Origin of the sequence: Sulfitobacter sp. 1A15106, from assembly GCF_043556995.1 — a bacterium.
GTDB lineage: Bacteria > Pseudomonadota > Alphaproteobacteria > Rhodobacterales > Rhodobacteraceae > Sulfitobacter > Sulfitobacter faviae.
Genome location: NZ_JBIFFM010000005.1, coordinates 67,061 through 90,333 on the forward strand (window position 1 = coordinate 67,061; position 23,273 = coordinate 90,333).

Below are 23,273 nucleotides of genomic sequence, written 5' to 3' on the forward strand. Positions count from 1 at the left end.
GGGCCAAGGCGGCTTAGCCGTGATCTTCGACCTCTTCGCGGCCCGGCACATGTTCGCGGGCGGGGGCGGTCTCCCAATTCTCGATCACCTCCATCGCTTCATCCGCGCTTTCGACAAAGCGGAACAGGTCGAGGTCTTCGGCTGAGATCGTGCCCGCATCGGCCAGCGCGTCCCAGTTGATGATCTTTTCCCAGAACTCACGGCCAAACAGCAAGAAGGGCACCCGGTTCATGCGGCCCGTTTGGATCAGCGTCAGCGCCTCAAAGAGTTCGTCCATCGTGCCGAAACCACCGGGGAAGACGCAGATCGCGCGGGCGCGCATTAGGAAGTGCATCTTGCGGATCGCGAAGTAGTGGAAGTTGAAGCAAAGCTCCGGCGTGACATATTCGTTGGGCGACTGCTCGAACGGCAGCACGATGTTGAGGCCGATGGAATGGCCGCCCGCGTCCAGCGCGCCGCGGTTGCCCGCCTCCATCACACCCGGCCCGCCGCCGGTCACGATGACGTTCTCGGTGCCGCCGCTTTCCCTCGACTTTTCGGTCATCAGCCGGGCAAAGGTGCGCGTCTCGTCATAAAAACGCGACAGATCGGCCAGCGTCTTGGTCCGGGCGGTGTGTTTTTCGGCTGGTTCAGGAATGCGCGCGCCGCCAAAGAGCACGATGGTCGATTGGATGCCATGGGCGTCCAGCAGCAGTTCTGGCTTGAGAAGCTCCAGTTGCAGACGCACCGGGCGCAGCTCATCACGGCACATGAAGTCATCGTCGGTAAAGGCCAGACGATAGGCAGGCGCGCGGGTTTGCGGCGTGTCGGGGGCGTCTTGGGCTTTGGCGCGGTCCACATTGGCACGGCGCAGGGGGTGGCGGTGTTCGTCGGTCATCCTCGGGTCTTTCCTTGGTCTGGGGCTTGGCTCAGGTGGCGCGATGGCCGCTTAGGTCAAGATGCCCTGTTGTTCGGCGAATGACCACGCCCCTCATCGCCCGGCAATTGCACCCTAGGCAGTGCAAGGCTATAGCCCTCAAAAGGCCTTTTCATCATTCGGAGACTTGCCCCATGTCCAACGCCCAACTTGAAACCGCCATCGAAGCCGCTTGGGATACCCGCGATCAGATTACATCCGCCACCACTGGCGAAGTGCGCGACGCCATCGAAGAGACGCTGAACACGCTCGACAGCGGCAAGCTGCGCGTGGCGGAAAAGCAGGACGACGGTCAGTGGCACGTCAACCAGTGGGCCAAGAAGGCCGTGCTGCTGGGCTTCCGCATCAAGGACATGGAACATCAAGAAGGCGGCCCGCAGGGCGCTGGCTGGTGGGACAAGGTCGACAGCAAGTTCAAAGGCTGGGGCGACGCCGAGTGGAAAGAGGCCGGCTTCCGCGCCGTGCCGAACTGCGTCGTGCGCCGCTCGGCCTATATCGCGCCGGGCGTGGTGCTGATGCCGTCTTTCGTCAACATCGGCGCTTATGTCGACTCTGGCACCATGGTCGATACATGGGCGACCGTCGGCTCCTGCGCCCAGATCGGTAAGAACGTGCACCTTTCGGGCGGCGTCGGCATCGGCGGCGTGTTGGAACCGATGCAGGCCGGTCCGACCATCATCGAAGACAACTGCTTTATCGGCGCGCGGTCGGAAGTCGTCGAAGGCTGCATCGTGCGCGAAGGCTCGGTGCTGGGCATGGGCGTCTTTATCGGCCAGTCGACCAAGATCGTCGACCGCGAGACCGGTGAGATCATGTATGGCGAAGTGCCTGCAGGCTCGGTCGTCGTGGCGGGCACCATGCCGTCGAAGAACAACGTGAACCTCTACTGCGCCGTGATCGTGAAACGGGTGGACGCCAAGACCCGCTCCAAAACCTCGATCAACGAGCTGCTGCGCGACTGAACGGAACCAAATACCCCGTCATGGCGTTGAGACCTGAATTTAAAGGAGATTGACGACATGACGGGTATCGGTTGGTTTGCCGCAATCATCGTGGGCGGCCTTGCGGGCTGGATCGCGGAAAAGATCATGAAATCGGACATGGGTCTGATCATGAACATCATCCTCGGCATTCTGGGTGCCTTGGTCGCGAACTGGCTCTTGATGCTGATCGTCGGCAGCACGCTGGGCGGTTGGTTCGGTCAGTTGGTGGTGGGTGTCATCGGTGCCTGCCTGCTGATCTGGGTCACACGGATGGTCCGCGGCAAGACTTAAGGGCAGGGGCGCGGCCCCTTTCCAAATCCAAGTGAAAAGGTTAGGGCTGCCGAAAGCAATCGGCGGCCCTTATCATGTCTGAACCCAAGAAAACCAAGAAACCTTCGCGCCAGCAGGTCTTTACCCTTTTGGTTCAGATTGGCCGCAAGGACGGTGACGGTCTGCCCGACAAGGCCACCGGTGCTGCGCTGATGTGTTTCGCCTCCGGCATTGATGAGGCCGAAGCCGTGCGCGAGACGGTGGCGATCCTCAAACAGGCAGATACCAACCCGCTTGACGTGACGGGTTACGGCACGCTGGAAGAGCGCGAAGCCGAAGGTCAGGAGATCGACGCCGAGGAACGCGCCCTGATGCAGCGCGCTTTGGAAGAAAACTCGGTCATCGTCGCGCAAATGACCCCGTTTTACGACTGACCCACGCCCCACACGGGGAATTGCAATGCGCCCCCTTGGCATCGGCGCGATTTGCCCACACAAGTTACCGGACAAGCGATAACCCCTGAAAAGGAGCCGATATGTCCGGTCTCGACCCTGTTGATCTCACCGCGAAACTGGTGCGCTGCGCCTCTGTCACCCCCGCGAACGATGGGGCGCTGGAAGTGCTCGAAGAGGTGTTGGACGCGGCGGGTTTCGACTGTACGCGCGTCGACCGGGGCGGCATCTGCAACCTCTTTGCCCGCTGGGGCAACAAGGGCAACACCAAGTCCTTCGGCTTTAACGGTCATACCGATGTCGTGCCCATCGGGGATGAGGCGGATTGGTCGATGCCCCCCTTCGGGGCCGAGATCAAGGACGGCATCATGTATGGCCGCGGCACCACGGATATGAAATCGGGCGTGGCGGCTTTCGTCGCAGCGGCGGTGGATTTCGTGAAGGACACGCCGCCCGACGGCTCCATCGTACTGGCGATCACCGGGGATGAGGAGGGCGATGCCCTCGACGGGACCACCGCGCTTTTGGACTACATGGCCGAGAACGGCGAGCGGATGGATGTCTGCCTTGTGGGGGAGCCGACATGCCCCGAGACCATGGGCGATATGATCAAGATCGGGCGGCGCGGCTCGATGAACGCGCATTTCAAGGTGACGGGCAAACAGGGCCATGCGGCCTATCCGCACCGCGCGAACAACCCGCTGCCCGCGATGGTGCGGCTGATGGATCGTTTGGCCAGCCATGAGTTGGATCAGGGCAGCGATCACTTCGACCCTTCGACGCTGGCCGTGGTCACCGTGGATACCGGCAATAAGGCAACCAATGTGATCCCGGCGCAATGCCGCGGCGCGGTCAACATCCGGTTTAATGACCACCATTCGGGCGCGAGCCTCAGCGACTGGCTGCGGGGCGAGGCGGATAAGATCGCCGAGGAATTCGGCCTGCAAGTGGATGTAGAGATCACGATCTCCGGCGAGAGTTTCATCACCCCGCCGGGCGCCCTGTCCGATCTGGTCGCGGGCGCGGTTGAGGCTGAGACGGGCGTGCAGCCCGAGCTTTCCACCACCGGCGGCACTTCGGACGCGCGTTTCGTCAAGGCGCATTGCCCGGTGGTGGAGTTCGGTCTGGTGGGCCAGTCCATGCACCAAGTTGATGAGCATGTGCGGGTCGAACATATCGAACAGCTCAAATCCATCTACGCGCGCGTGCTGCGGAATTATTTCACGTGAAACCAACGCTCATCGTCATGGTGAAAGAGCCGCGCCCCGGTCGGGTAAAAACCCGTCTGGGCCGCGACATCGGCATGGTCGGCGCGGCTTGGTGGTTTCGCCATCAGACCCGCCGCCTGTTGCGTCGGATCGAAGGCCCCCGTTGGCAGGTGGTGCTGGCCGTGGCCCCGGACGTGGAAGGGCTGCAAAGCCGCGTCTGGCCCGCGCATCTGCCGCGTTGGCCGCAGGGCAGGGGCAATCTGGGCGACCGTATGGCGCGGATGCTGCGCAGCGCGCCGGGTCCGGCCTGTGTGATCGGGGCGGACATTCCGGGCATCAACCGCAAGGAACTGGCGCGGGCATTCGATGCGCTTGGCAACCATGACGCGGTGTTTGGCCCGGCGCCCGATGGCGGCTATTGGCTCGTTGGGCTGAAACACCCCCGCCGCGCGCCGCCCACGCTCTTTGACGGGGTGCGCTGGTCCGGCCCGCATGCGCTGGCTGACAGCCGCGCGACCCTGCCGGGCTACCGCATCGCCGAAGTCTCTACCCTGCGCGACGTGGACGAAATTCACGATTTGCCATGACGACAGGGGGGCTGCGTGCTACCTGCTGAGGTATGAGTAAGATACCCAGCAAATCCGAGATCCTCGACTGGATCGAACAGAACCCAACGCTGACCGCCAAGCGCGACATCGCCAAAGCCTTTGGCATCAAGGGCGCGGCCCGGATCGACCTGAAGCGCGTGCTGAAAGAGCTGGAGGCCGAGGGCCATCTGGAAAAGCGCAAGCGCAGCTATCAGGACCCTGACCGCCTGCCGCCGGTCTCGGTCTTGCTGGTCACGGGGCCGGACAGCGATGGCGATCTTTTTGCCAAGCCGATGGAGTGGCATGGCGAGGGGAAAGAACCCATCGTTCTGCTGATCCCGCGCGAGAGTGACCCGGCGCTTGGCGAAGGTGACCGCATTCTGGCGCGGCTGACGCTGGTGAAAGGCGAAGATCACCACTATGAGGCCCGGCTCATTCGCCGCATCGGCTCCAACCCGCGCAAGGTGCTGGGCATTTTCCGCAAAGCGGCCGAAGGCGGGCGGATCGTCCCGATCGACAAGGGCACGGATCGGGAATGGCGCGTTGGTGCCGACCATACCCATGGCGCGAAAGACGGTGAACTGGTCGAGGCCGAGCAGGCCGGACCGAAGGCGCGCATGGGATCGCCCCGCGCCCGCATCGTCGAACGGCTGGGCGACCCGTCCGAGCCGCGCGCCGTCTCGCTCATCGCGATCCACCAGCACGGCATCCCCGACGACTTCCCCGACGATGTGATCGCACAGGCCGATGCGGCCAAACCACAAGGCCTCAAGGGTCGCGAAGACCTGCGCGACCTGCCGTTGGTCACCATCGACCCCTCCGATGCGCGGGACCATGATGACGCCTGCTATGCCCATGCCGACGACGACCCCAAGAACGAGGGTGGCCATGTCGTTTGGGTCGCCATTGCCGATGTGGCCGCCTATGTGACGCCGGGCTCGGCGTTGGACCGCGAGGCGCGCAAGCGCGGCAACTCCACCTATTTCCCCGACCGCGTGGTGCCGATGCTGCCGGACCGGCTTTCGGGTGACCTCTGCTCTCTGCACGAGGGCGTGCCGCGTGCCTGTATCGCCGTGCGCATGGTGCTGGATGCCAAGGGCAACAAGATCGGCCATACGTTCCACCGTGGCTTGATGCGCTCGCCCGCGTCGTTGCATTACGAAGAGGTGCAGGACGCCATCGACGGCAACCCGAACGACCGCACCGGCCCGCTGTTGGAGCCGGTGTTGAAGCCGCTTTACGCCGCCTATGACGCGCTGAAGACCGCCCGCGCCGAGCGGCAGCCGCTGGAGTTGGACCTGCCCGAACGCCGCATCGAATTGGGCGAGGATGGCAAGGTGAAGTCGGTGAACTTCCGCGAGCGGCTCGACGCGCATCGGCTGATCGAAGAGTTCATGGTCTTGGCCAATGTCGCCGCTGCCGAGACGCTGATCAAAAAGAAAACCCCGCTGCTGTTCCGCATCCACGAGGAACCCTCGCCAGAGAAGCTCGAATCCCTGCGTGAAACCGCACAGGCGGCGGGTTTCACGCTGGCCAAGGGGCAGGTGCTGCAAACCGCGCATCTGAACCGCCTGCTGGATCAGGCGGCGGGGACCAATGACGCGGAGCTGATCAATCTCAGCACCCTACGCTCGATGACGCAGGCCTATTATGGCCCGGCGCATATCGGGCACTTCGGCCTTGCCCTGCGCTCCTACGCGCATTTCACCTCGCCCATCCGCCGCTATGCTGACCTCATCGTGCACCGCGCGCTGATCACGGCGCATGGCTGGGGCAAGGATGGGCTGACGCCCGAAGAGATTGAGGGGCTGGAGCAGACCGGCGCGCATATCTCCGACACCGAGCGGCGCTCGATGGTGGCTGAGCGTGACACGACCGACCGCTACCTCGCGGCTTTCCTGTCGGAGCGTGTCGGCAATGAGTTCACCGGGCGGATCAGCGGCATCGCGCGTTTTGGTGCCTTTGTGAAGTTGGACGAGACGGGCGCGGACGGTCTGGTGCCGATGCGCTCGCTCGGGCGGGAGTATTTCCACCACGACGCCGAGGCGCAGACGCTGATGGGCTCGGACACCGGCATGATGATCGGCATTGGCCAGCGTGTCACCGTGCGGCTGGCCGAGGCGGTCCCCGTGACCGGGGGCATCGCGCTGGAATTGCTTGAGATCGAAGACCAAAAGGTCAAGCAAGGCGGAGGTGGGGGCCGCCGCAACCCGGCGGGTCGTAGCAAGCCGCGCGGCAAGGCCGTGAAGGCCAAGCGCAAGAAGGACAAGATCAAACGCAAAGTGACCCGCACCCGCCGCTGATGCGGCAAACCGGCGGAGCTTCGCGGATGCCCGCCCCCCTCCCTTTCCACCGGGGCGGGGCGGGCATAGGATTTGCCGTAACTCTATGAGGTGAGGCGATTATGATCCGGCACTACGCGATGATTTCAGGCATTCTGGCGACAGCTGGCATGGGGGCTCCGGCCTTCGCGTTAGGCCCGACTGAATCCCTGCGCCCCGCGCCGCGCGCGCCGCAGGCCGTGCTGGCCGCCGTGGCGCCAGTAGCGCAGGAACCCGCGGCAGAGGCCAGCGGCGACGACACCGGGCTGCGCGCTTGGGTGAAAGACTTCCGCCCCCGCGCACTGCAACAGGGCATCGACCCGGATGTCTTTGGCCGGGCACTGGATACGGTCAGCTATGACCCGGAGGTGATCCGCCGCGACCGCAACCAATCGGAATTCACCAAAACGATTTGGGATTACCTCGACACCGCCACCTCGGATCTGAGGGTGCAGAACGGGCAGAAGGCGCTCGCCCAATGGCAACGCACGCTGGAAGAGATCGAAGTGAAGTACGGTGTCGAGAAAGAGATCGTCACCGCGATCTGGGGGCTTGAGAGCGCCTATGGCAGCTTCCGGGGCGGGGATCGGGTGCTGGATTCACTGGCCACCCTTGCCTATGACGCGCGGCGGGCGGAATTTTTCGAAGGCGAGCTCCTCGACGCCCTGCGCATCCTTCAGGCGGGCGATACCGATGCCGATCAATTACGCGGCTCTTGGGCGGGCGCGATGGGGCATACGCAGTTCATGCCCTCGTCCTTCCACGCCCATGCGGTCGATTGGGATGGCGACGGGCGGCGCGACATCTGGGGCGATGACCCCAGCGATGCGCTGGCCTCTACCGCCGCCTATCTCAAGCATTTTGGCTGGACCGAAGGGCAGCCCTGGGGGGTCGAAGTGGCTCTGCCCGAGGGGTTCGACTATCTGCTGGCCGACCGCGCGGTGACCAAGACCCCGGCGGAATGGGCCGATCTTGGCGTCACCGCGCTCGATGGTGGGGCGGTGGCGGATCATGGCCCGGCGTCGATCTTGCTGCCCGCGGGCGCAGAGGGGGCCGCCTTTATGATCTTCCCCAATTTCGCGGTGATCGAGCGCTATAATACGGCGGATGCCTATGTCATCGGTGTGGGCCATCTGGCCGACCGCATCGGCGGCGCGGGCGAGATACAGCAGGACTGGCCCCGCGAAGACCGTGCGCTGAGCTTTGATGAGCGGATCGAATTGCAGACCCTGCTGACCGAAGCGGGCTTTGACACGCAAAAGATCGACGCCAAGATCGGGCCGCTGACCGTCAATGCCGTGCGCGCCTATCAAAAGGCCGAGGGGATCGCGCCTGATGGCTATGCCTCACCCCGGCTGCTGGCCCGACTGCGCGCAGAGTGAGGGGCCGCCCCCGATTGGGGGCAGCCCGATGTTTTAGGACGCGGCTTTGAGCATGTCCTTGTCTTTCAGATCGGCATAGGTCGCATCCAGTGCCTTGGTCGCCCGTTCGGCGAAGATCTTTATCTCTTCCGGGGTAATGATCAGCGGCGGAGAGATGATCATCCGGTCGCCGACATGGCGCATCACCAGATTGTTGGCAAAGCAATGTTCGCGGCAAATGTACCCGGCGGTGCCGCTATCGGCGAATTTCGCGCGGCTTTCCTTATGCGGCGTCAGGGGGAGGGAGGCCATCAGGCCCGATACGTTCACCCCGCCCACCAGCGGATGCTCTCCCAGCTTGTCCAGCGCCTCTTTCAGCGCGGGGGCGGCGATGTTTTGCACATGGGCGACGATGTTCTCTTCCTGCATGATCCGCAGGTTTTCCAAAGCCACGGCGGCGCAGACCGGGTGGCCGGAGTAGGTGTAGCCGTGGTTGAACTCGCAGGCGTTGATGACCTCGGCCACCTCGTCGCAAACGATCGACCCGCCGATGGGCGCGTAGCCCGAGCTCAGCCCCTTGGCGATGGTCATGATATGCGGCTTGATGCCCATGGTTTGCGAGCCAAACCAATTGCCCGTCCGACCAAAGCCGCAGATCACCTCGTCAGCGATCAGCAGAATATCGTGTTTGTCGCAGATGCGCTGAATTTCGGGCCAATAGGTGCTGGGCGGCACGACGACCCCGCCCGCGCCCTGAACGGGTTCGGCGATGAAGGCCGCGACCTTGTCCGCGCCCAGCTCGACAATCTTCGCTTCCAGCTCCTGTGCGCGTTTCAGACCGAAGTCTTCGGGCGACATATCCCCGCCTTCGGCATACCAATCGGGCTGGCCGATGTGGTGGATGCCGGGGATCGGCAGCCCGCCTTGCTCATGCATATAGGTCATGCCGCCGAGACTGGCCGAGCCGACCGAAGAGCCGTGATAGGCGTTCTTGCGGCTGATGATATGGCTTTTCTCAGGCTTGCCCTTTTGCGCCCAATAGGTGCGGACCATGCGCAGATTGGTGTCATTCGCCTCTGACCCCGACCCGGCGAAGAAGACGTGGTTCAGATCACCGGGGGCCAGATCGGCCAGTTCCTTAGCCAGCGCGATGGCGGGCACATGGGTGGTTTGGAAGAAGGTGTTGTAATAGGGCAGTTCGTTCATCTGTCGCGCGGCGACATTGCCCATCTCTTCGCGGCCATAGCCGAGGTTCACGCACCACAACCCGGCCATCGCATCGAGAATCTCATTCCCCTCGCTATCGGTCAGATAGATGCCCTTGGCCCGCGTGATGATGCGCGCACCCTTGTCGCTCAACTCATCATTTGTGGTGAAAGGGTGCATGTGATGCGCCGCATCCAGCGCCTGAAGGTCCGCGGTGGGGAAGTGATTCGTGATGGGCGGCATGGGTGTGCACCTTCTATTTGCATGAAAAATGAGCTTCGCCGCAGAATATGATCAAATTATAGCATGTCAATCGAATCAACGCGGAACGGGCAGACCATCAAGGGCTGCGCGAATTTGGGTCATTCCTTGGGCAACATCGCCCGCCATGACCTCACCCGCCAGCGCGGCATTGCCCTCGGCAAAGGCCGCCAAAAGTTCGGCATGTTTATCGGGCAGATTGCTGGTGCCATAGCGCCCGCAAACCACCCGAAGCGAGGGGCCGAAACGCAGCCAAAGACGGTCCACCGTCGCGGCCATGATCGCCGCTTCGGCAAGGTCGTAAATCATCCGGTGAAAGCTGTAGTTCTGCATCAAATAGCCGCCGACATCGCCCCGGTCGATGGCATGGTTCAACGCGTTGTCACAGGCTTTCAATGCGTTCAAACGCTCATCCGTCATGCGGTTTGCGGCGCGTTTGGTCAGTTCCGGCTCTAGCGTTTCCCGCATGAATCCGAGCTCTTCCAGCCCTGCATGGGTCAGTTCCGGCACGGTGACCCGGCGGTTGCCCAAATGGGTCAGCGCCCCTTCCGAGATCAGGCGGCGGATGGCTTCGCGCACCGGCGTCATGCCCGCATCCAAAGCGGCGGTCAGACCTTGGATCGTGACCCCCTGTCCGGGGGCCAGATCGCCGAAGAGAATCATCTTGCGCAGGCGTTCGTAAACATGCTGATGGATCGGGGTCTTGGCCGCCGCATCGGCGGCGGGAAGCAATCTCGGATCGGTTTTTTCTGAACCCATGGGAGCGGTCTTTCCGTCTTGTTTCGCCGTGTCTTGCAGCATTTCATTCTGCATGAAAGCATAAACCATCTTGCCCGAAGAGGCAAAACTTGATCAAATTGACGAAAGGTGGGGATCAACCCGACCTGTCTAACGGGAGTATGAAATGAAACATGTGCTACTAAGCAGCGTCGCCGGTGCCACCTTGATGGCAGGTGCCGCCACTGCCGAAACAGTCCGGGTCTACAACTGGTCCGACTATATCGACGAATCCCTGCTGGATAAATTCGAAGAAGAGACCGGCATCGAATTGGTCTACGATGTGTTCGACAGCAACGAGGTGCTGGAGACCAAAATGCTCGCCGGTGGGTCCGGCTATGACGTGGTCGTCCCCTCGGGCACCTTCCTGCAGCGCCAGATCACGGCAGGTGCATTCCAGCCGCTGGACACGTCCAAACTGCCCAATCTCGAAAACATGTGGGACGTGGTATCCTCGCGAACCGAACAATATGATCCCGATAACGCCCATTCGATCAATTATATGTGGGGCACCACCGGCATCGGTGTGAATGTCGGCAAGGTGAAAGAGATCCTGGGCGAAGATGCCCCGATCGACTCCTGGGACTTGGTTTTCGACCCGGCCAATATGGAAAAACTGGCCGACTGCGGCGTGCATTTCCTTGATGCCCCGGCAGAGATGATCCCCGCCGCGCTGAACTACATCGGCGAAGACCCCAACAGCCATGACCCCGATGTGATCGCCAAGGCCGAAGAGGTCTTCATGCCGGTCCGCCCCTACATCCAGAAGTTCCACTCTTCGGAATATATCAACGCTTTGGCCAACGGTGACGTCTGCGTCGCGGTGGGCTGGTCGGGCGATATCTTGCAGGCCCGTGACCGCGCGGATGAAGCCGACAACGGTGTCGAAATCGCCTATAACGCCCCCTCCGAAGGCGCGCAGATGTGGTTTGACCAGATGGCCATTCCGGTCGACGCGCCGAACCCTGAGGGCGCGCATAAGTTCCTGAACTTCATCATGGATGCCGAGAATATGGCCGCCGCGTCGAACTATGTGTACTACGCCAACGGCAACAAAGCCTCGCAAGAGCATCTGGTCGAGGATGTGATCGGCGACCCGGCGATCTACCCCTCTGAGGCGGCGCTGAACAACCTGTTCACCACCACACCTTACCCGCCGAAAGTGCAGCGCGTGGTGACCCGGCTCTGGACCAAGATCAAGTCCGGTACCTGATCTGAGACAGGGGGTGCGGCCAGTCTGGTCGCGCCCCTTTTTCTTGCCCCGCGACCCGATCAAAGCCCGAGCAAAGCCCGATCAAAGGATGTCTCAACCGTGAGCCCAACCGTCTTCGCCCCCTGGAACGACCCCGACGAAAAGCCGCTCATTCGCTTTAAGAATGTGACCAAGAAATTCGGCGAATTCGTCGCCATCGACGATCTGTCTTTGGATATTTACGCGCAGGAATTCTTTGCCCTTCTTGGGCCTTCGGGCTGTGGCAAAACGACGATGATGCGGATGCTGGCCGGGTTCGAAAGCCCCACCACCGGGCGCATCGAATTAGCGGGGCAGGACATCGCCCCGGTGCCCCCGAACAAACGCGCGGTGAACATGATGTTCCAATCCTACGCGCTGTTTCCGCATCTCAGCATCTGGGACAACATCGCCTTCGGCCTGCGCCGCGACAAGATGGAGAAGGACGCCATCGCCGCCCGCGTGGCCGAGATGCTGAAGCTCACCCGGCTAGAGAAATTCGCCCGCCGCAAACCGCATCAGATCTCCGGCGGCCAACGGCAGCGTGTGGCGCTGGCGCGCTCGCTAGCCAAAGCGCCGAAGCTTCTGCTGCTTGATGAACCCTTGGGCGCGCTGGACAAGAAGCTGCGGCAAGACACCCAGTTCGAGCTGATGGACATCCAAGAATCCACCGGCACCACCTTTGTCATCGTGACCCACGACCAAGAAGAGGCGATGACCGTCGCCTCTCGCGTGGCGGTGATGGACGAGGGGCGCGTGATTCAGGTGGCCACCCCGGCCGAGATCTATGAAGCGCCGAATTCCGTCTATGTCGCCGACTTCATCGGTGACGTGAACATCATCGAAGCCAGCACCAAGGCCATTGGCCAAGATCAATACCATCTGAACTGGATCGAGGGGCAGCCGCCGCTGATCGCCACCTCTGCCGCGCCGTTCAGCGAAGGGCAGCAGGCCCATCTGGCGATCCGGCCCGAGAAAATCCGCATTTCGACCGAGCGGCCCGAGGATGCGCCAAATGCGCTTCAGGGCAAAGTGCTCGACATCGCGTATCTGGGGAACCTTTCCACCTATCACGTCGAACTGCCCGGCGGGCAGGTGATCAAGGCGCAGACGGCCAACACCCGGCGCATCGCGCGCCGTGACATCACATGGGAAGACCCGGTCTGGATTTCATGGAGCGCCACCGCAGGCGTTTTGTTGGCGCAATGAACATGCGTCGTTTCGCCCTGATCGCGGTCCCGTACCTCTGGCTGTTGGCGCTGTTTCTGGTGCCTTTCCTGATCGTTTTCAAAATCTCCCTCTCCGATACGGCGCTGGCGATCCCGCCCTATACGCCGACGATCAAAGACGGCATCAGCGTCCTGATCGCCCAGTTGGATTTCGAGAATTTTACCTTCCTCGCCTCCGACGATCTTTATTGGAAAGCCTACCTTAGCTCCCTGCGCATCGCCGTTGTATCGACCGCGCTGACGCTCTTGGTCGGCTATCCCATCGCCTACGGCATGGCCCGCGCCCCCGAAGAGTGGCGCGCCACTTTGATGATGTTGGTGATCCTGCCGTTCTGGACCTCCTTCCTGATCCGCGTCTATGCGTGGATGGGCATTCTCAGCAACGAAGGGCTGCTGAACCAACTTTTGATGGGGTTGGGTCTAACGGCAGAGCCTTTACAGATCCTTAATACCAATACGGCAGTCTACATCGGCATCGTCTATACCTACCTGCCGTTCATGATCCTGCCCATCTATGCCGCGCTCGACCGGCTCGACGAGTCGCTCAACGAGGCGGCTGAGGATTTGGGCTGCTCGCGTTTGCAAGCCTTCTGGCTGGTGACGATCCCGCTGTCGCGCAACGGCATTGTGGCGGGCAGCTTCCTTGTCTTCATCCCGGCTTTGGGTGAATTCGTGATCCCCTCGCTTTTGGGCGGGTCGGGCACGCTGATGATCGGCAAGGTGCTGTGGGAGGAGTTCTTCAACAACCGCGACTGGCCGGTTGCGAGTGCGGTGGCGGTGATCCTGCTGCTGATCCTGATCATTCCGATCATCCTCTTCCAACGCAACCAGCAGAAACAGGCGGAGGCCGAACAATGAAGCGGATGACATGGTTCAACGTGACCTCGCTGACGCTGGGGTTCGCCTTTCTCTACCTGCCGATGATCATTCTGGTGATCTACAGTTTCAACGCCTCGAAACTGGTGACGGTCTGGGCCGGATTCTCGACCCGCTGGTATGGCGAGCTGTTGCAGAACGAAGCCTTCCTGAACGCCGCTTGGGTCACGCTGAAGGTCGCCGTGATCTCATCCTCCATCGCCACGCTGCTGGGCACGATGGCGGCCTATGTGCTGGTGCGCGGCGGGCGGTTCATGGGGCGGACATTGTTCTCCGGCATGATCTACGCGCCGCTGGTGATGCCCGAGGTGATCACCGGCCTGTCGCTCCTCTTGCTTTTCATCGGCATCGGTCTCGACCGGGGCGTGCTGACCATCGTGCTGGCGCATACGACTTTTTCGATGTGCTATGTCTCGGTCGTGGTCTCCTCGCGGCTCGTGTCCTTTGACCGTTCGCTGGAAGAGGCCGCGCTCGACCTCGGGTCCTCGCCATGGGAGGCCTTCCGCCTCGTGACACTGCCCATTATCGCGCCTGCGGTGATCTCGGGCTGGCTTCTGGCCTTCACGCTCAGCCTTGATGATCTGGTCATCGCCTCCTTCACCGCCGGGCCATCGGCCACAACGCTGCCGATCAAGATCTTCAGCGCCGTGCGTTTGGGCGTCTCGCCCGAGATCAACGCGCTCTCGACGATCATGATCGCCATCGTGACCGTGGGTGTCATCACCGCATCGCTGGTCAGCAAACGCTCAAGCCTGCGCGCGCAGGAGGAGGCCCGCGCGGCGGAGCGGCCCGCCGGATGAAGCGTATCTACGCGGATTTCGCCTATTCCGAAGCGCCGCGTGCGGGCTGCTGGTGGGATCAGACCCATGGCGCGCCGGAGCGTCCGGCGCTGCAAGGCGACGCGCAGGCCGATGTGGTGATCATCGGCGGCGGTTTCACTGGCCTCAATGCCGCGCTGCATCTGGCGCGGGCCGGGGTCGGGGCCACGGTGCTGGAGGCCGAGCGGGTGGGCTTTGGCGCTTCGGGCCGCAACGGGGGCTTTTGCTGCTTGGGCGGCGGGATGCTGGACGACGCGACGCTTGACCGGAAATTCGGGCCGGCAGAGCGGCTTGGCTGGCGGCAGGCCGAGGTGGCGGCGATCCGACAGGTGGAGGATTTCATCGCCGCCCGCGGCATCAATGTTGATCGGCATTCTCGAGGGGAAACCCAGCTGGCCCACCGCCCGCGCGATTTCGAAGAGATGCGCGGCAGGCTGGAGTACTACGCGGAGAATTACGGCGTCACGGCCCGGTTGACCGAAAAGGCCGATCTGGCCGCCGAGGGGCTGAACGCAGGCTTCGAGGGCGCGATCACGGTGCCGATTGGCTTTGGCCTCAACCCCCGCAAATATGTGACCGACCTCGCACAGGCCGCGGAAGAGGCGGGGGCCGCGATCTATCACAACAGCCCGGCCACCGGGGTGACGGGGCGCGAGGGCGCGTTCGAGGTCACGACGCCGCAGGGCTGCATTCGGGCCGAGCGGGTGATCATTGCCACCAACGGCTATTCCTCCGAAGACCTGCCGCCATGGCTGGCCGCGCGCTACATGCCGACGCAATCCAGCGTGATCGTGACCCGCCCGATGACCGAGGCAGAGCTTTCCGCCCAAGGTTGGACCAGCCAACAGGCCTGCTATGACAGCCGCCATCTGCTGCATTACTTCCGGCTGATGCCTGACAATCGTATGTTGTTCGGCGTGCGCGGCGGGCTGATGTCCAACCCCAATTCCGAGCGGCGGGCGCTGGCCCGGGCCCGCGCGGATTTCGAGGCGATGTTCCCCGCGTGGCGTCATGTCGAAACGCCGCATGGCTGGTCCGGCATGGTCTGTATCGCGCGCAATCGCATGCCCTTCGTGGGGCAGGTGCCGGATCAGCCGGGGATCTTCGCAGGGCTGTGCTACCACGGCAATGGCGTGGCGATGGCCAGCTATTCCGGCGCCATTTTGGCCGATCTGGTTCGCGGCATCACGCCCGAGCGGCCCTATCCCGCCCCCATGCGCGCCCCGCTTGCACGGTTCGAATTGGGCCGTTTTCGCCGGGCGGTCATGCCCTTTGCCTATGCAGGCTTCGCGCTGTCGGATCGCTGAAGGGGGCGGTCAGCCCTCTTCCCGCGCCGCGCGTTCCTTGGCCAGCGTGATCTGGCGCTGGCGTTCGCGGAACCGTTCCTTATCTTCTTCCGAGGTCTCATCCACACATTGATGACAGGACACCCCGGCCTCATAGGCGGGGTGCTGCGTATCCTCGGGCAGGATCGGGCGGCGGCATCCGTGGCAAAGCATATGCGGCCCCTCGCGCAGCCCATGGCCGACGCTGACGCGGTTGTCGAAGACGAAACAGTCGCCTTCCCATGTGCTTTCCTGTTCGGGCACCTCTTCGAGGTATTTCAGGATGCCGCCTTTGAGGTGGAAGACATCCTCGACCCCCTGACCGATCAGATAGTTGGTCGATTTTTCGCAACGGATGCCGCCGGTGCAGAACATCGCGATTTTCTTGTTGTGGAAGCGGTCTTTGTTCGCCTCCCACCACGCGGGGAATTCACCGAAGCTCTCGGTCTCGGGGTCGACCGCGCCTTCGAAGGAGCCAATCGCCACTTCGTAGCTGTTGCGCGTGTCGATCACCGCCACATCGGGGGAGCGGATCAACTCGTTCCAGTCCTTCGGGTCGACGTAGTGGCCCACCTTGGCGCGGGGATCTACATCGGGCTGGCCCATCGTCACGATCTCGCGCTTGATGCGCACCTTCATCTTGCCGAAGGGCGGCTTGTCGCTGGTGGCCTCTTTCCACTCCAGATCCGCGCAGCCGGGCAGGGCGCGCAGATGGGCGATCACCGCGTCGATCCCGGCGCGCGGCCCGGCGATGGTGCCGTTTACCCCTTCGGGGGCCAACAGCAGCGTGCCCATGACTGATTGCGCCTCGCAAAGCGCCAAAAGCGCGGGTTTAAGCGCGGCGGGATCGTCGAAGCGGGTGAAGTGATATAAGGCGGCGATGGTATACATGAGCGTCAAATAAGCGCTTCGGCGGCAAAGCTCAATCCGGCGCGTGCCATTGACCTACCCCATCCGCAGCCCTACCCCTTTTGGTAAGGAGAATGCCCATGACCCATGCCCTGATCGTGATCGACGTTCAAAATGATTTCTGCCCCGGCGGCGCGCTGGAAGTGCCGCAGGGCGATGAGATTCTGCGCGGCATCAACGCGCTGATGCCCGAGTTTGACGCCGTGGTCCTGACGCAGGACTGGCATCCGGCGGCGCATTCGTCTTTTGCCTCATCGCATAAGGACAACGGGCCTTACGAGGTCATCACCATGCCCTACGGCCCGCAGGTGCTTTGGCCAGATCACTGCATCCAAGGCAGCATTGGCGCGCAGTTCCACCCCGAGTTGCAAACCGACCGCGCCGATCTGATCATCCGCAAGGGCTATAACCCCGACATCGACAGCTATTCGGCGTTTTTCGAGAATGACCACCGTACGCCCACGGGGCTCGAAGGCTACCTGCGCACGCGGGGGATCGAACGGCTGACGATGGTGGGGCTGGCGCTGGATTTCTGCGTGAACTTCTCGGCGGTGGACGCGGCGAAGCTGGGGTTCAAGGTCGATGTGCGCGAAGACCTGTGCCGCGCGATCGATCTGGACGGATCGCTTGCCAAGTCCCGCGACGGCATGCGCGCGGCGGGGGTGACGCTGGCCTGATCCGCCGCTTTCCCCTTGCCCATCTGTCCGCCCCCTTGGCATGAAGGGGCACGCAATAAGGAACCTCCCATGGTCGACATCGCCACCCGCGTCTATAATCATAAGTGGAAGATCGACCCCATCGTGCGGTCGCTGATCGACACGGATTTCTACAAGCTCTTGATGTGCCAGTCGGTGTTTCGCAACAAGCCGGACACGCAGGTCACCTTTAGCCTGATCAACCGCTCCACCCATATCCCGCTGGCCAAGCTGATCGACGAGGGGGAGTTGCGCGAGCAACTCGATCACATCCGCTCGCTCAGCCTCAGCCGGGGGGAGAGCACATGGCTGCGCGGCAATACCTTCTACGGCAAACGCCAGATGTTCCGCCCCGATTTCATGGAGTGGTTCGAGGGCATGCGCCTGCCGCCCTATCATCTGGAGCGGAAGGGCGATCAGTATGAGCTGACCTTCGAGGGCAAGTGGCATGAGGTCATGCTTTGGGAAATTCCCGCGCTGGCGGTGCTGATGGAGCTGCGCAGCCGCGCCGCGCTCGACCCGATGGGCAAGTTCGAGCTTCAGGTGCTTTACGCCCGTGCCATGACCCGCGTCTGGGAAAAGATCGAAGCGCTGCGCGAGGTCGACAACCTTTCAATCGCGGATTTTGGCACCCGGCGGCGGCATTCCTACCTTTGGCAGGATTGGTGCGTGCAGGCGATGCATGAGGGGCTGGGCGATGCCTTTACCGGCACCTCCAACTGTCGCATCGCCATGATGCGCGAGCTTGAGGCGATTGGCACCAATGCCCATGAATTGCCCATGGTCTATGCCGCTTTGGCCGAGGATGACGCCGCCCTTGCCCGCGCGCCCTATGACGTGCTGTCGGATTGGCATGATGAGCATGAGGGCAATCTGCGGATCATCCTGCCCGATACCTACGGCACTAAGGGCTTTCTCGATCACGCGCCGGATTGGCTGGCGGGCTGGACCGGCATCCGCGTCGACAGCGGCGATCCGGCCACGGCGGCGCAGACGGCCATTGACTGGTGGCGCGCCCGCGGCGAGGACCCGACGACCAAGCGGGTGATCTTCAGCGATGGGCTGGATGTGGACAAGATCAAGGAGTTGCACGCGCAGTTTGCGGGCAAGGCCAAGGTCTCTTTCGGTTGGGGGACGTTGCTGACCAATGACTTCCGCGGGCTGGTGCCGAATGATGCGCTGGCGCCCTTTAGTTTGGTCTGCAAAGCGGTCAGCGCCAATGGGCGGCCCACGGTCAAACTCTCGGACAACCCGAACAAGGCGATGGGGCCGGCGGATGAAATCGCGCGTTACAAGCGTGTTTTCGGGGTCGGAGAGCAGGCCGCGCAGCAGGTGATCGTTTGACGGTCAGCCTTCGCCAAGGGCGGCCACGGGGAACTCCGCCGTGGCAATCAACCCTTCGGGCTGCCAATCGTAGTGCAGGGTGCCACCGACTGCGCGGGTCAAGGACTGGATGATCCGCGAGCCGCTGTTGCGCGGAGATTTGATGACCTCTGGCCCACCTGTTTCGCGCCAGACAAACCGCATGCGCGCAGGCTCCTGAAGGATGGTGATATCCAGCGATACCCGCCCGGTATCGGAACTGAGCGAGCCGTGTTTCACCGCATTCGTCGCCAGCTCGTGCAAGGCCAGCGTCAGGGGGGAAACGAGGCGGTGCGAGATCAGCGGATTCGCCCCGGTGAGGTTGATCTGATCCTCGGTGGCCGAGGTGTAGGCCCGCATGATCGGCCCCATCAGCGTCTCGAAATCCACCTCATGCTGGTCACTGCGGCCAATCGTGTCGAAATGCGCCGCGCCCAAGGCGGCCAGCCGCTCGATCACCTTGTCGGCAAAGGCCGCGGGGCTCGGCTCCTCACGGGCGGTCAGGCGGACCATGGCGGTCATGACGTTGACGATATTGCGCAGCCGGTGCAGCAATTCGTCATCGGCCAATTGCCGGTGCTCCCGCTCCGCCCGGCGGCGTTCGGAAACGTCGAGTTGCGAGCCGAAGAAGTAGATCAGATTGCCATCTTCGTCATTGATCGGCCCCAGTTGCAGGGCGTTCAGGAAGCGGCTGCCATCCTTGCGGTAGTTCACGATCTCCACCGTATCGACCCGGCGCGCCAGTAGGGTTTCGCGCACCGCATCGACGCTTTCGCGCGTGGTTTCCGGACCTTGCAGGAAGCGGCAGTTCTGGCCCACGATCTCATCCAAACCATAGCCGGTGAGATCGGTGAAAGCGTCATTCACATAGACGATGGGATTGTCCGGCAGGGTCGGGTCGGTGATGCACAGCGGCAGGCGGGCATAGCGCACGACCTTGCCTAGAACGTCTTCGGTCAGGGTCTGCCGAGCGGCGGAGACCGTGTTGTCGTTCATGAATTCCCGCCCTTTGATCAAAACTGGCCGTCAATGTGCCCTGCACGTGGCTTTTGGGTCAACCCGCATACTGGGGGTTGGGCCATATTTATCTACTAAATGCTGTATGCGCCATAAGGTTCCGCGAGGTTCGATAAATGCGGCTTGTCAGGAAGGGCCTAAAATGCGTAATTGAGGGCGCTTGGTGTCCCGAAAAGCGCCTTTGAGTGTGGGACCGAAAAGGGAATTCAGTAAGGGGTCGCCCGACCCTGAAGCCGAAGCCGCCCCCGCGACTGTAAGCGGTAAGCCAATGCCCCTCGTGCCACTTGTCCTTTCGGACGGGGAAGGCGGGCAAAGGCCACGACCCGCGAGCCAGGAGACCTGCCAGGCGAGTGAAACGCTAGATGCCGTCGGGTGTGACGGTAAGGAGATTGAAGATGACGACGATGATTAAGACCGCCGGTGCCACGCGCAGCAAACTCGTACCGGCGCTGTTTGCCGCCGTATTGGGTGTGGCTCTGATGGCGCTGACCGGCCATGTGCAGGCCGCAGCACTGCATGATGCCGCCCATGACGTGCGCCACGCGACAGGCTTTCCCTGCCACTAAGCGCCGCGTTCGGTATCACAGGGGTCCGGGCTGCCATGCCGCAGTCCGGCTGTCTGTGATTCTGCCATTTATCAATGCCTGCCTTTCGCTGTTTTGCCCGCGCCCGCCGTTCGCTGCGTCGGGAGGGCTTTGGCACATCTTGAGGCTGGGTATGTCCTCGGCCCGCGTTTCGCGCGGCGCTGAGTATCATTTCGCATCTAAGGATCATTGCGATGTTTTCACGTTTTCTGACTTCCGCCCTCTTTGCCGGGGCCTCTGCCGGCCTGTTGACCGGTTTGCTGCAACTCTATTTCGTGCAGCCCGTGCTGCTCCATGCCGAGCTTTATGAGACCGGCGCGCTGGTGCATTTCGGGGCCGACTCCGTCAGCGCGCATCCCGATTTGCCCGGTTTCGATGCCGTCCGCGATGGGCTGAGCCTGATCTTCACCATGCTGACCTATACCGCCTATGCGCTGATCCTTCTGGCCGCGATGAGCCTTGGCGAAGAGCGCGGCGCGGTGATCGATGGCCGCTGGGGCATCCTTTGGGGTGTCGCCGGTTTCGTGGCCTTCCACCTCGCGCCGGGGTTCAGCCTTGCGCCCGAAGTGCCCGGCGTCGCCGCCGCAGATATCACCGCGCGGCAAATCTGGTGGTTTGCCACCGCAGCGGCAGCGCTGGTGGCGATGTGGCTGCTCGCCTTCGGCAAAGGTTGGGGCGCATGGATCGGCGCGGCGGTACTGCTGATGGCCCCCCATGTCATCGGCGCACCCGAACCTGACAGCTTCAGCGGCCCGGTGCCGACCGAGATCGGCGCGCTTTTCGCCGCCCGTGCGCTTGGCATCGGCTTGGCCGCCTGGGTGTTGCTGGGCAGTTTCGCCGGGTTCTTTTGGCAACGTGAAGGCGCGCAGAGCGCCTGAGGGAGGTCGAAATGGACAGATCACTGGCGCTATTCGCCATTGGATTGGTCTTTGGCGGTGGCATTGGTTTTGCCATCGCCGCAAGCAACGGGGTGACCTTCGACGGCCATGATCACGGCGACCCTGCCGCCCATGGCGGCGGCGGGCATGTGGCCATGGATCACGGCGGTCCGGATCACGCGCGGATGCACGGCCAGCCCATCGCGCTGGCCCCTGAGGAGGCCCCCAGCCTTGCCATCCGCGTGACCCCCGACCCGATGGCGGGCCATAACCTTTTTGTTGAGACCGAAGGCTTCGCCTTTGCCCCGCAGAATGCCAGCGGGGACAACCAACCAGGCGAGGGCCATGCCCATGTCTATGTCAACGGTGCCAAGATCGGGCGGCTTTATGGCCCGTGGCTGCATCTGGCCGATCTGCCCAAGGGCGAGGTCACGGTGGAGGTCACGCTCAACGCCAATGACCACCGCCCCTTGGCGGTGAACGGTGCGCCGATTACGGCCCGTGAGGTGCTGACGGTTGAATAATCGCGCCGCCTCCCCTTTTCATAGCGCGCCGGAGCGCATACCCGGCACGCATAACCCGATGGGACCAGATCAATGAGCGCAACCCTACATGTCTGCATAACCTGCCGCGCCGGTGAGGTGCTGGAGGAAGACGCCCCGCGCCCCGGCGCGCAGCTTCATGCCGCCCTCGACGCCGCAGGCGCGCCCGAGGGCGTGACCATCGTGCCGGTGCAATGTCTTTCCGCCTGTTCGCAGGGGGCCGCCGTGGCGCTGTCTGCGCCGGGCAAATGGTCCTATGTCTATGGCCGCTTGACCAAGGAAGACGCCGCCGACATCCTTGCCGGAGCCGCCGCCTATGCCGCCACCCAAGATGGGCTGGTGCCATGGCGCGAACGCCCGGTCATCTTTCGCAAGCAAAGCCTTGCGCGTATCCCCCCTTTGACCCTGCCGCAGGAGCCTACCGCATGAGCGATCTCGCTAAAATCCCCGTTACCGTCATCACCGGCTTTCTCGGCGCGGGCAAGACCACGTTGATCCGCCACCTGATGACCAATGCCGGCGGGCGTCGCCTTGCGGTTCTGGTCAATGAATTCGGCACCGTGGGGGTGGATGGTGACATCCTGAAATCCTGCGCCATCGACGACTGCCCGGCGGAGAATATCGTCGAGCTGGCCAATGGCTGCATCTGTTGCACCGTGGCCGATGATTTCATCCCCACCATCGAAGCGTTGATGGCCCTGCCCACGCGCCCCGATCACATCCTGATCGAAACCTCTGGGCTGGCCCTGCCAAAACCGCTGCTCAAGGCCTTCGACTGGCCCGCGATCCGGTCCAAGATCACCGTCGACGGCGTCATCGCGCTGGCCGATGCCGAGGCCGTGGCGGCTGGCACTTTCGCCGCTGATGTCGCCGCCGTGGACGCGCAGCGTCTGGCCGATGACAGCCTCGACCACGAAACGCCGCTCTCCGAAGTGTTCGAAGATCAGATTTCCTGCGCCGATATCGTGCTGATGTCCAAAGCCGATCTGGCCGGTCCCGATGGCCTCGCCAAAGCCCGCGCGGTGATCGAAGAGGAAAGCCCGCGTGAGATTCCGATCCTTGAGATGACCGAAGGCGTGATCGACCCCAAGGTCGTGCTGGGACTCAACGCCGCCGCCGAAGACGACCTCGCCGCGCGCCCTTCGCATCATGACGGCCACGACGATCACGAGCATGACGATTTCGAAACCGTGGTGATCCCGATGCCGGAAGTGTCGGATGTCGATGCGTTGGTGGCCTCGATCGAGCGGCTCGCGCGTGAGCAGAACATCCTGCGCGTGAAGGGCTATGTCGCGGTCGAGGGCAAGCCGATGCGCCTGTTGGTGCAGGCCGTGGGCGCGCGGGTGCGCCAGCAGTTCGACCGTCCTTGGGGCAGCGACACGCGCGCCGGGCATCTGGTGGTGATCGCCGAGCATGACGACATCGACCTTGCCAAAATCCGCGAGACTTTGGGAGCCTGACCGCC

General features: G+C 62.8%; 24 protein-coding genes and 1 riboswitch. Of the genes, 19 read left to right on the forward strand and 5 right to left on the reverse strand.

The window, feature by feature from the left end:
- Nucleotides 1-13: 13 nt before the first annotated feature.
- On the reverse strand, nucleotides 14-877 hold the full coding sequence (locus tag ACGYKA_RS09185; protein WP_394411891.1) for an LOG family protein: 864 nt from the start codon (nucleotides 875-877) through the stop codon (nucleotides 14-16).
- A gap of 173 nt (nucleotides 878-1,050) precedes the next feature.
- Here ACGYKA_RS09185 and dapD point away from each other — a divergent pair, with 173 nt between their 5' ends.
- The 7 genes from dapD to ACGYKA_RS09220 all read left to right on the forward strand — a co-directional run bounded on the left by dapD (nucleotide 1,051) and on the right by ACGYKA_RS09220 (nucleotide 8,119).
- A complete protein-coding gene (gene dapD / locus ACGYKA_RS09190; RefSeq protein ID WP_394411894.1) occupies nucleotides 1,051-1,878 on the forward strand; it encodes a 2,3,4,5-tetrahydropyridine-2,6-dicarboxylate N-succinyltransferase in 828 nt (275 codons plus the stop codon).
- Nucleotides 1,879-1,935: 57 nt separating this feature from the next.
- A complete protein-coding gene (locus ACGYKA_RS09195; protein WP_067261077.1) occupies nucleotides 1,936-2,190 on the forward strand; it encodes a GlsB/YeaQ/YmgE family stress response membrane protein in 255 nt (84 codons plus the stop codon).
- 74 nt (nucleotides 2,191-2,264) lie between these two features.
- A complete protein-coding gene (locus ACGYKA_RS09200) occupies nucleotides 2,265-2,603 on the forward strand; it encodes a hypothetical protein (RefSeq protein ID WP_067261079.1) in 339 nt (112 codons plus the stop codon).
- Nucleotides 2,604-2,704: 101 nt separating this feature from the next.
- Nucleotides 2,705-3,850, forward strand: coding sequence for a succinyl-diaminopimelate desuccinylase (gene dapE, locus ACGYKA_RS09205; protein WP_394411896.1), 1,146 nt, complete (start codon nucleotides 2,705-2,707; stop codon nucleotides 3,848-3,850).
- Nucleotides 3,847-4,416 carry a TIGR04282 family arsenosugar biosynthesis glycosyltransferase gene (locus tag ACGYKA_RS09210; protein WP_394411899.1) on the forward strand — a complete coding sequence of 190 codons (570 nt, stop codon included), beginning with the start codon at nucleotides 3,847-3,849 and terminating at the stop codon, nucleotides 4,414-4,416. Before dapE ends, ACGYKA_RS09210 begins: the two co-directional genes overlap by 4 nt.
- 32 nt (nucleotides 4,417-4,448) lie before the next feature.
- Nucleotides 4,449-6,719, forward strand: coding sequence for a ribonuclease R (rnr, locus tag ACGYKA_RS09215; RefSeq protein ID WP_394438644.1), 2,271 nt, complete (start codon nucleotides 4,449-4,451; stop codon nucleotides 6,717-6,719).
- 101 nt (nucleotides 6,720-6,820) lie between these two features.
- Nucleotides 6,821-8,119, forward strand: a complete 1,299-nt coding sequence (locus tag ACGYKA_RS09220) for a lytic murein transglycosylase (RefSeq protein ID WP_394411905.1) — start codon at nucleotides 6,821-6,823, stop codon at nucleotides 8,117-8,119.
- 33 nt (nucleotides 8,120-8,152) lie between these two features.
- Here ACGYKA_RS09220 and ACGYKA_RS09225 read toward each other — a convergent pair whose 3' ends face one another.
- Together ACGYKA_RS09225 and ACGYKA_RS09230 are read right to left on the reverse strand one after the other, a co-directional pair.
- Nucleotides 8,153-9,547 (reverse strand): aspartate aminotransferase family protein, encoded by a 1,395-nt coding sequence (locus ACGYKA_RS09225; protein ID WP_394411909.1) that lies wholly within the window; start codon nucleotides 9,545-9,547, stop codon nucleotides 8,153-8,155.
- 75 nt (nucleotides 9,548-9,622) lie between these two features.
- On the reverse strand, nucleotides 9,623-10,324 hold the full coding sequence (locus ACGYKA_RS09230; protein ID WP_394411912.1) for a GntR family transcriptional regulator: 702 nt from the start codon (nucleotides 10,322-10,324) through the stop codon (nucleotides 9,623-9,625).
- A gap of 145 nt (nucleotides 10,325-10,469) precedes the next feature.
- On the opposite strand from ACGYKA_RS09230, the gene ACGYKA_RS09235 reads away from it, so the two are divergent.
- The 5 genes from ACGYKA_RS09235 to ACGYKA_RS09255 all read left to right on the forward strand — a co-directional run bounded on the left by ACGYKA_RS09235 (nucleotide 10,470) and on the right by ACGYKA_RS09255 (nucleotide 15,803).
- Nucleotides 10,470-11,555 (forward strand): polyamine ABC transporter substrate-binding protein, encoded by a 1,086-nt coding sequence (locus ACGYKA_RS09235; protein ID WP_394411915.1) that lies wholly within the window; start codon nucleotides 10,470-10,472, stop codon nucleotides 11,553-11,555.
- A 99-nt stretch (nucleotides 11,556-11,654) separates the two neighbouring features.
- Nucleotides 11,655-12,782: an ABC transporter ATP-binding protein gene (locus ACGYKA_RS09240; protein WP_394411918.1), complete on the forward strand. Its 1,128-nt coding sequence runs from the start codon at nucleotides 11,655-11,657 to the stop codon at nucleotides 12,780-12,782.
- A gap of 2 nt (nucleotides 12,783-12,784) precedes the next feature.
- Nucleotides 12,785-13,660, forward strand: coding sequence for an ABC transporter permease subunit (locus tag ACGYKA_RS09245; protein ID WP_394412367.1), 876 nt, complete (start codon nucleotides 12,785-12,787; stop codon nucleotides 13,658-13,660).
- Nucleotides 13,657-14,478 carry an ABC transporter permease gene (locus ACGYKA_RS09250; protein ID WP_394411921.1) on the forward strand — a complete coding sequence of 274 codons (822 nt, stop codon included), beginning with the start codon at nucleotides 13,657-13,659 and terminating at the stop codon, nucleotides 14,476-14,478. The genes ACGYKA_RS09245 and ACGYKA_RS09250 overlap by 4 nt, the downstream gene beginning before the upstream one ends.
- A complete protein-coding gene (locus ACGYKA_RS09255; RefSeq protein ID WP_394411924.1) occupies nucleotides 14,475-15,803 on the forward strand; it encodes an NAD(P)/FAD-dependent oxidoreductase in 1,329 nt (442 codons plus the stop codon). The genes ACGYKA_RS09250 and ACGYKA_RS09255 overlap by 4 nt, the downstream gene beginning before the upstream one ends.
- Nucleotides 15,804-15,812: 9 nt before the next feature.
- Here the strand turns inward: ACGYKA_RS09255 and ACGYKA_RS09260 are convergent, their stop codons facing one another.
- The gene (locus ACGYKA_RS09260) at nucleotides 15,813-16,712 is read right to left on the reverse strand and encodes a rhodanese-related sulfurtransferase (RefSeq protein WP_394411927.1); all 900 of its coding nucleotides are present in this window, start codon (nucleotides 16,710-16,712) and stop codon (nucleotides 15,813-15,815) included.
- 98 nt (nucleotides 16,713-16,810) lie between these two features.
- Between ACGYKA_RS09260 and pncA the strand changes: the two genes are divergently transcribed.
- Together pncA and pncB are read left to right on the forward strand one after the other, a co-directional pair.
- A complete protein-coding gene (pncA, locus tag ACGYKA_RS09265; RefSeq protein ID WP_394411930.1) occupies nucleotides 16,811-17,407 on the forward strand; it encodes a bifunctional nicotinamidase/pyrazinamidase in 597 nt (198 codons plus the stop codon).
- Between the two features lie 69 nt (nucleotides 17,408-17,476).
- Complete coding sequence (gene pncB, locus ACGYKA_RS09270) at nucleotides 17,477-18,769, forward strand: nicotinate phosphoribosyltransferase (RefSeq protein ID WP_067265706.1); 1,293 nt, start codon at nucleotides 17,477-17,479, stop codon at nucleotides 18,767-18,769.
- A 3-nt stretch (nucleotides 18,770-18,772) separates the two neighbouring features.
- Here pncB and ACGYKA_RS09275 read toward each other — a convergent pair whose 3' ends face one another.
- Complete coding sequence (locus tag ACGYKA_RS09275; protein WP_394411933.1) at nucleotides 18,773-19,783, reverse strand: PAS domain-containing protein; 1,011 nt, start codon at nucleotides 19,781-19,783, stop codon at nucleotides 18,773-18,775.
- 165 nt (nucleotides 19,784-19,948) lie between these two features.
- Nucleotides 19,949-20,166: riboswitch (cobalamin riboswitch) on the forward strand.
- 33 nt (nucleotides 20,167-20,199) lie between these two features.
- Between ACGYKA_RS09275 and ACGYKA_RS09280 the strand changes: the two genes are divergently transcribed.
- From ACGYKA_RS09280 to cobW, 5 genes are all read left to right on the forward strand, one after another.
- Nucleotides 20,200-20,370 (forward strand): CbtB-domain containing protein, encoded by a 171-nt coding sequence (locus ACGYKA_RS09280; protein ID WP_082849519.1) that lies wholly within the window; start codon nucleotides 20,200-20,202, stop codon nucleotides 20,368-20,370.
- A 212-nt stretch (nucleotides 20,371-20,582) separates the two neighbouring features.
- Complete coding sequence (locus ACGYKA_RS09285; protein ID WP_394411936.1) at nucleotides 20,583-21,266, forward strand: CbtA family protein; 684 nt, start codon at nucleotides 20,583-20,585, stop codon at nucleotides 21,264-21,266.
- 11 nt (nucleotides 21,267-21,277) lie between these two features.
- Complete coding sequence (locus ACGYKA_RS09290) at nucleotides 21,278-21,790, forward strand: hypothetical protein (protein ID WP_394411938.1); 513 nt, start codon at nucleotides 21,278-21,280, stop codon at nucleotides 21,788-21,790.
- Nucleotides 21,791-21,862: 72 nt separating this feature from the next.
- Nucleotides 21,863-22,237: a DUF1636 family protein gene (locus ACGYKA_RS09295; protein WP_394411941.1), complete on the forward strand. Its 375-nt coding sequence runs from the start codon at nucleotides 21,863-21,865 to the stop codon at nucleotides 22,235-22,237.
- Entirely contained in the window at nucleotides 22,234-23,268 is a 1,035-nt protein-coding gene (gene cobW, locus ACGYKA_RS09300) for a cobalamin biosynthesis protein CobW (protein WP_394411944.1), read from the forward strand. The genes ACGYKA_RS09295 and cobW overlap by 4 nt, the downstream gene beginning before the upstream one ends.
- Nucleotides 23,269-23,273 lie beyond the last annotated feature (5 nt).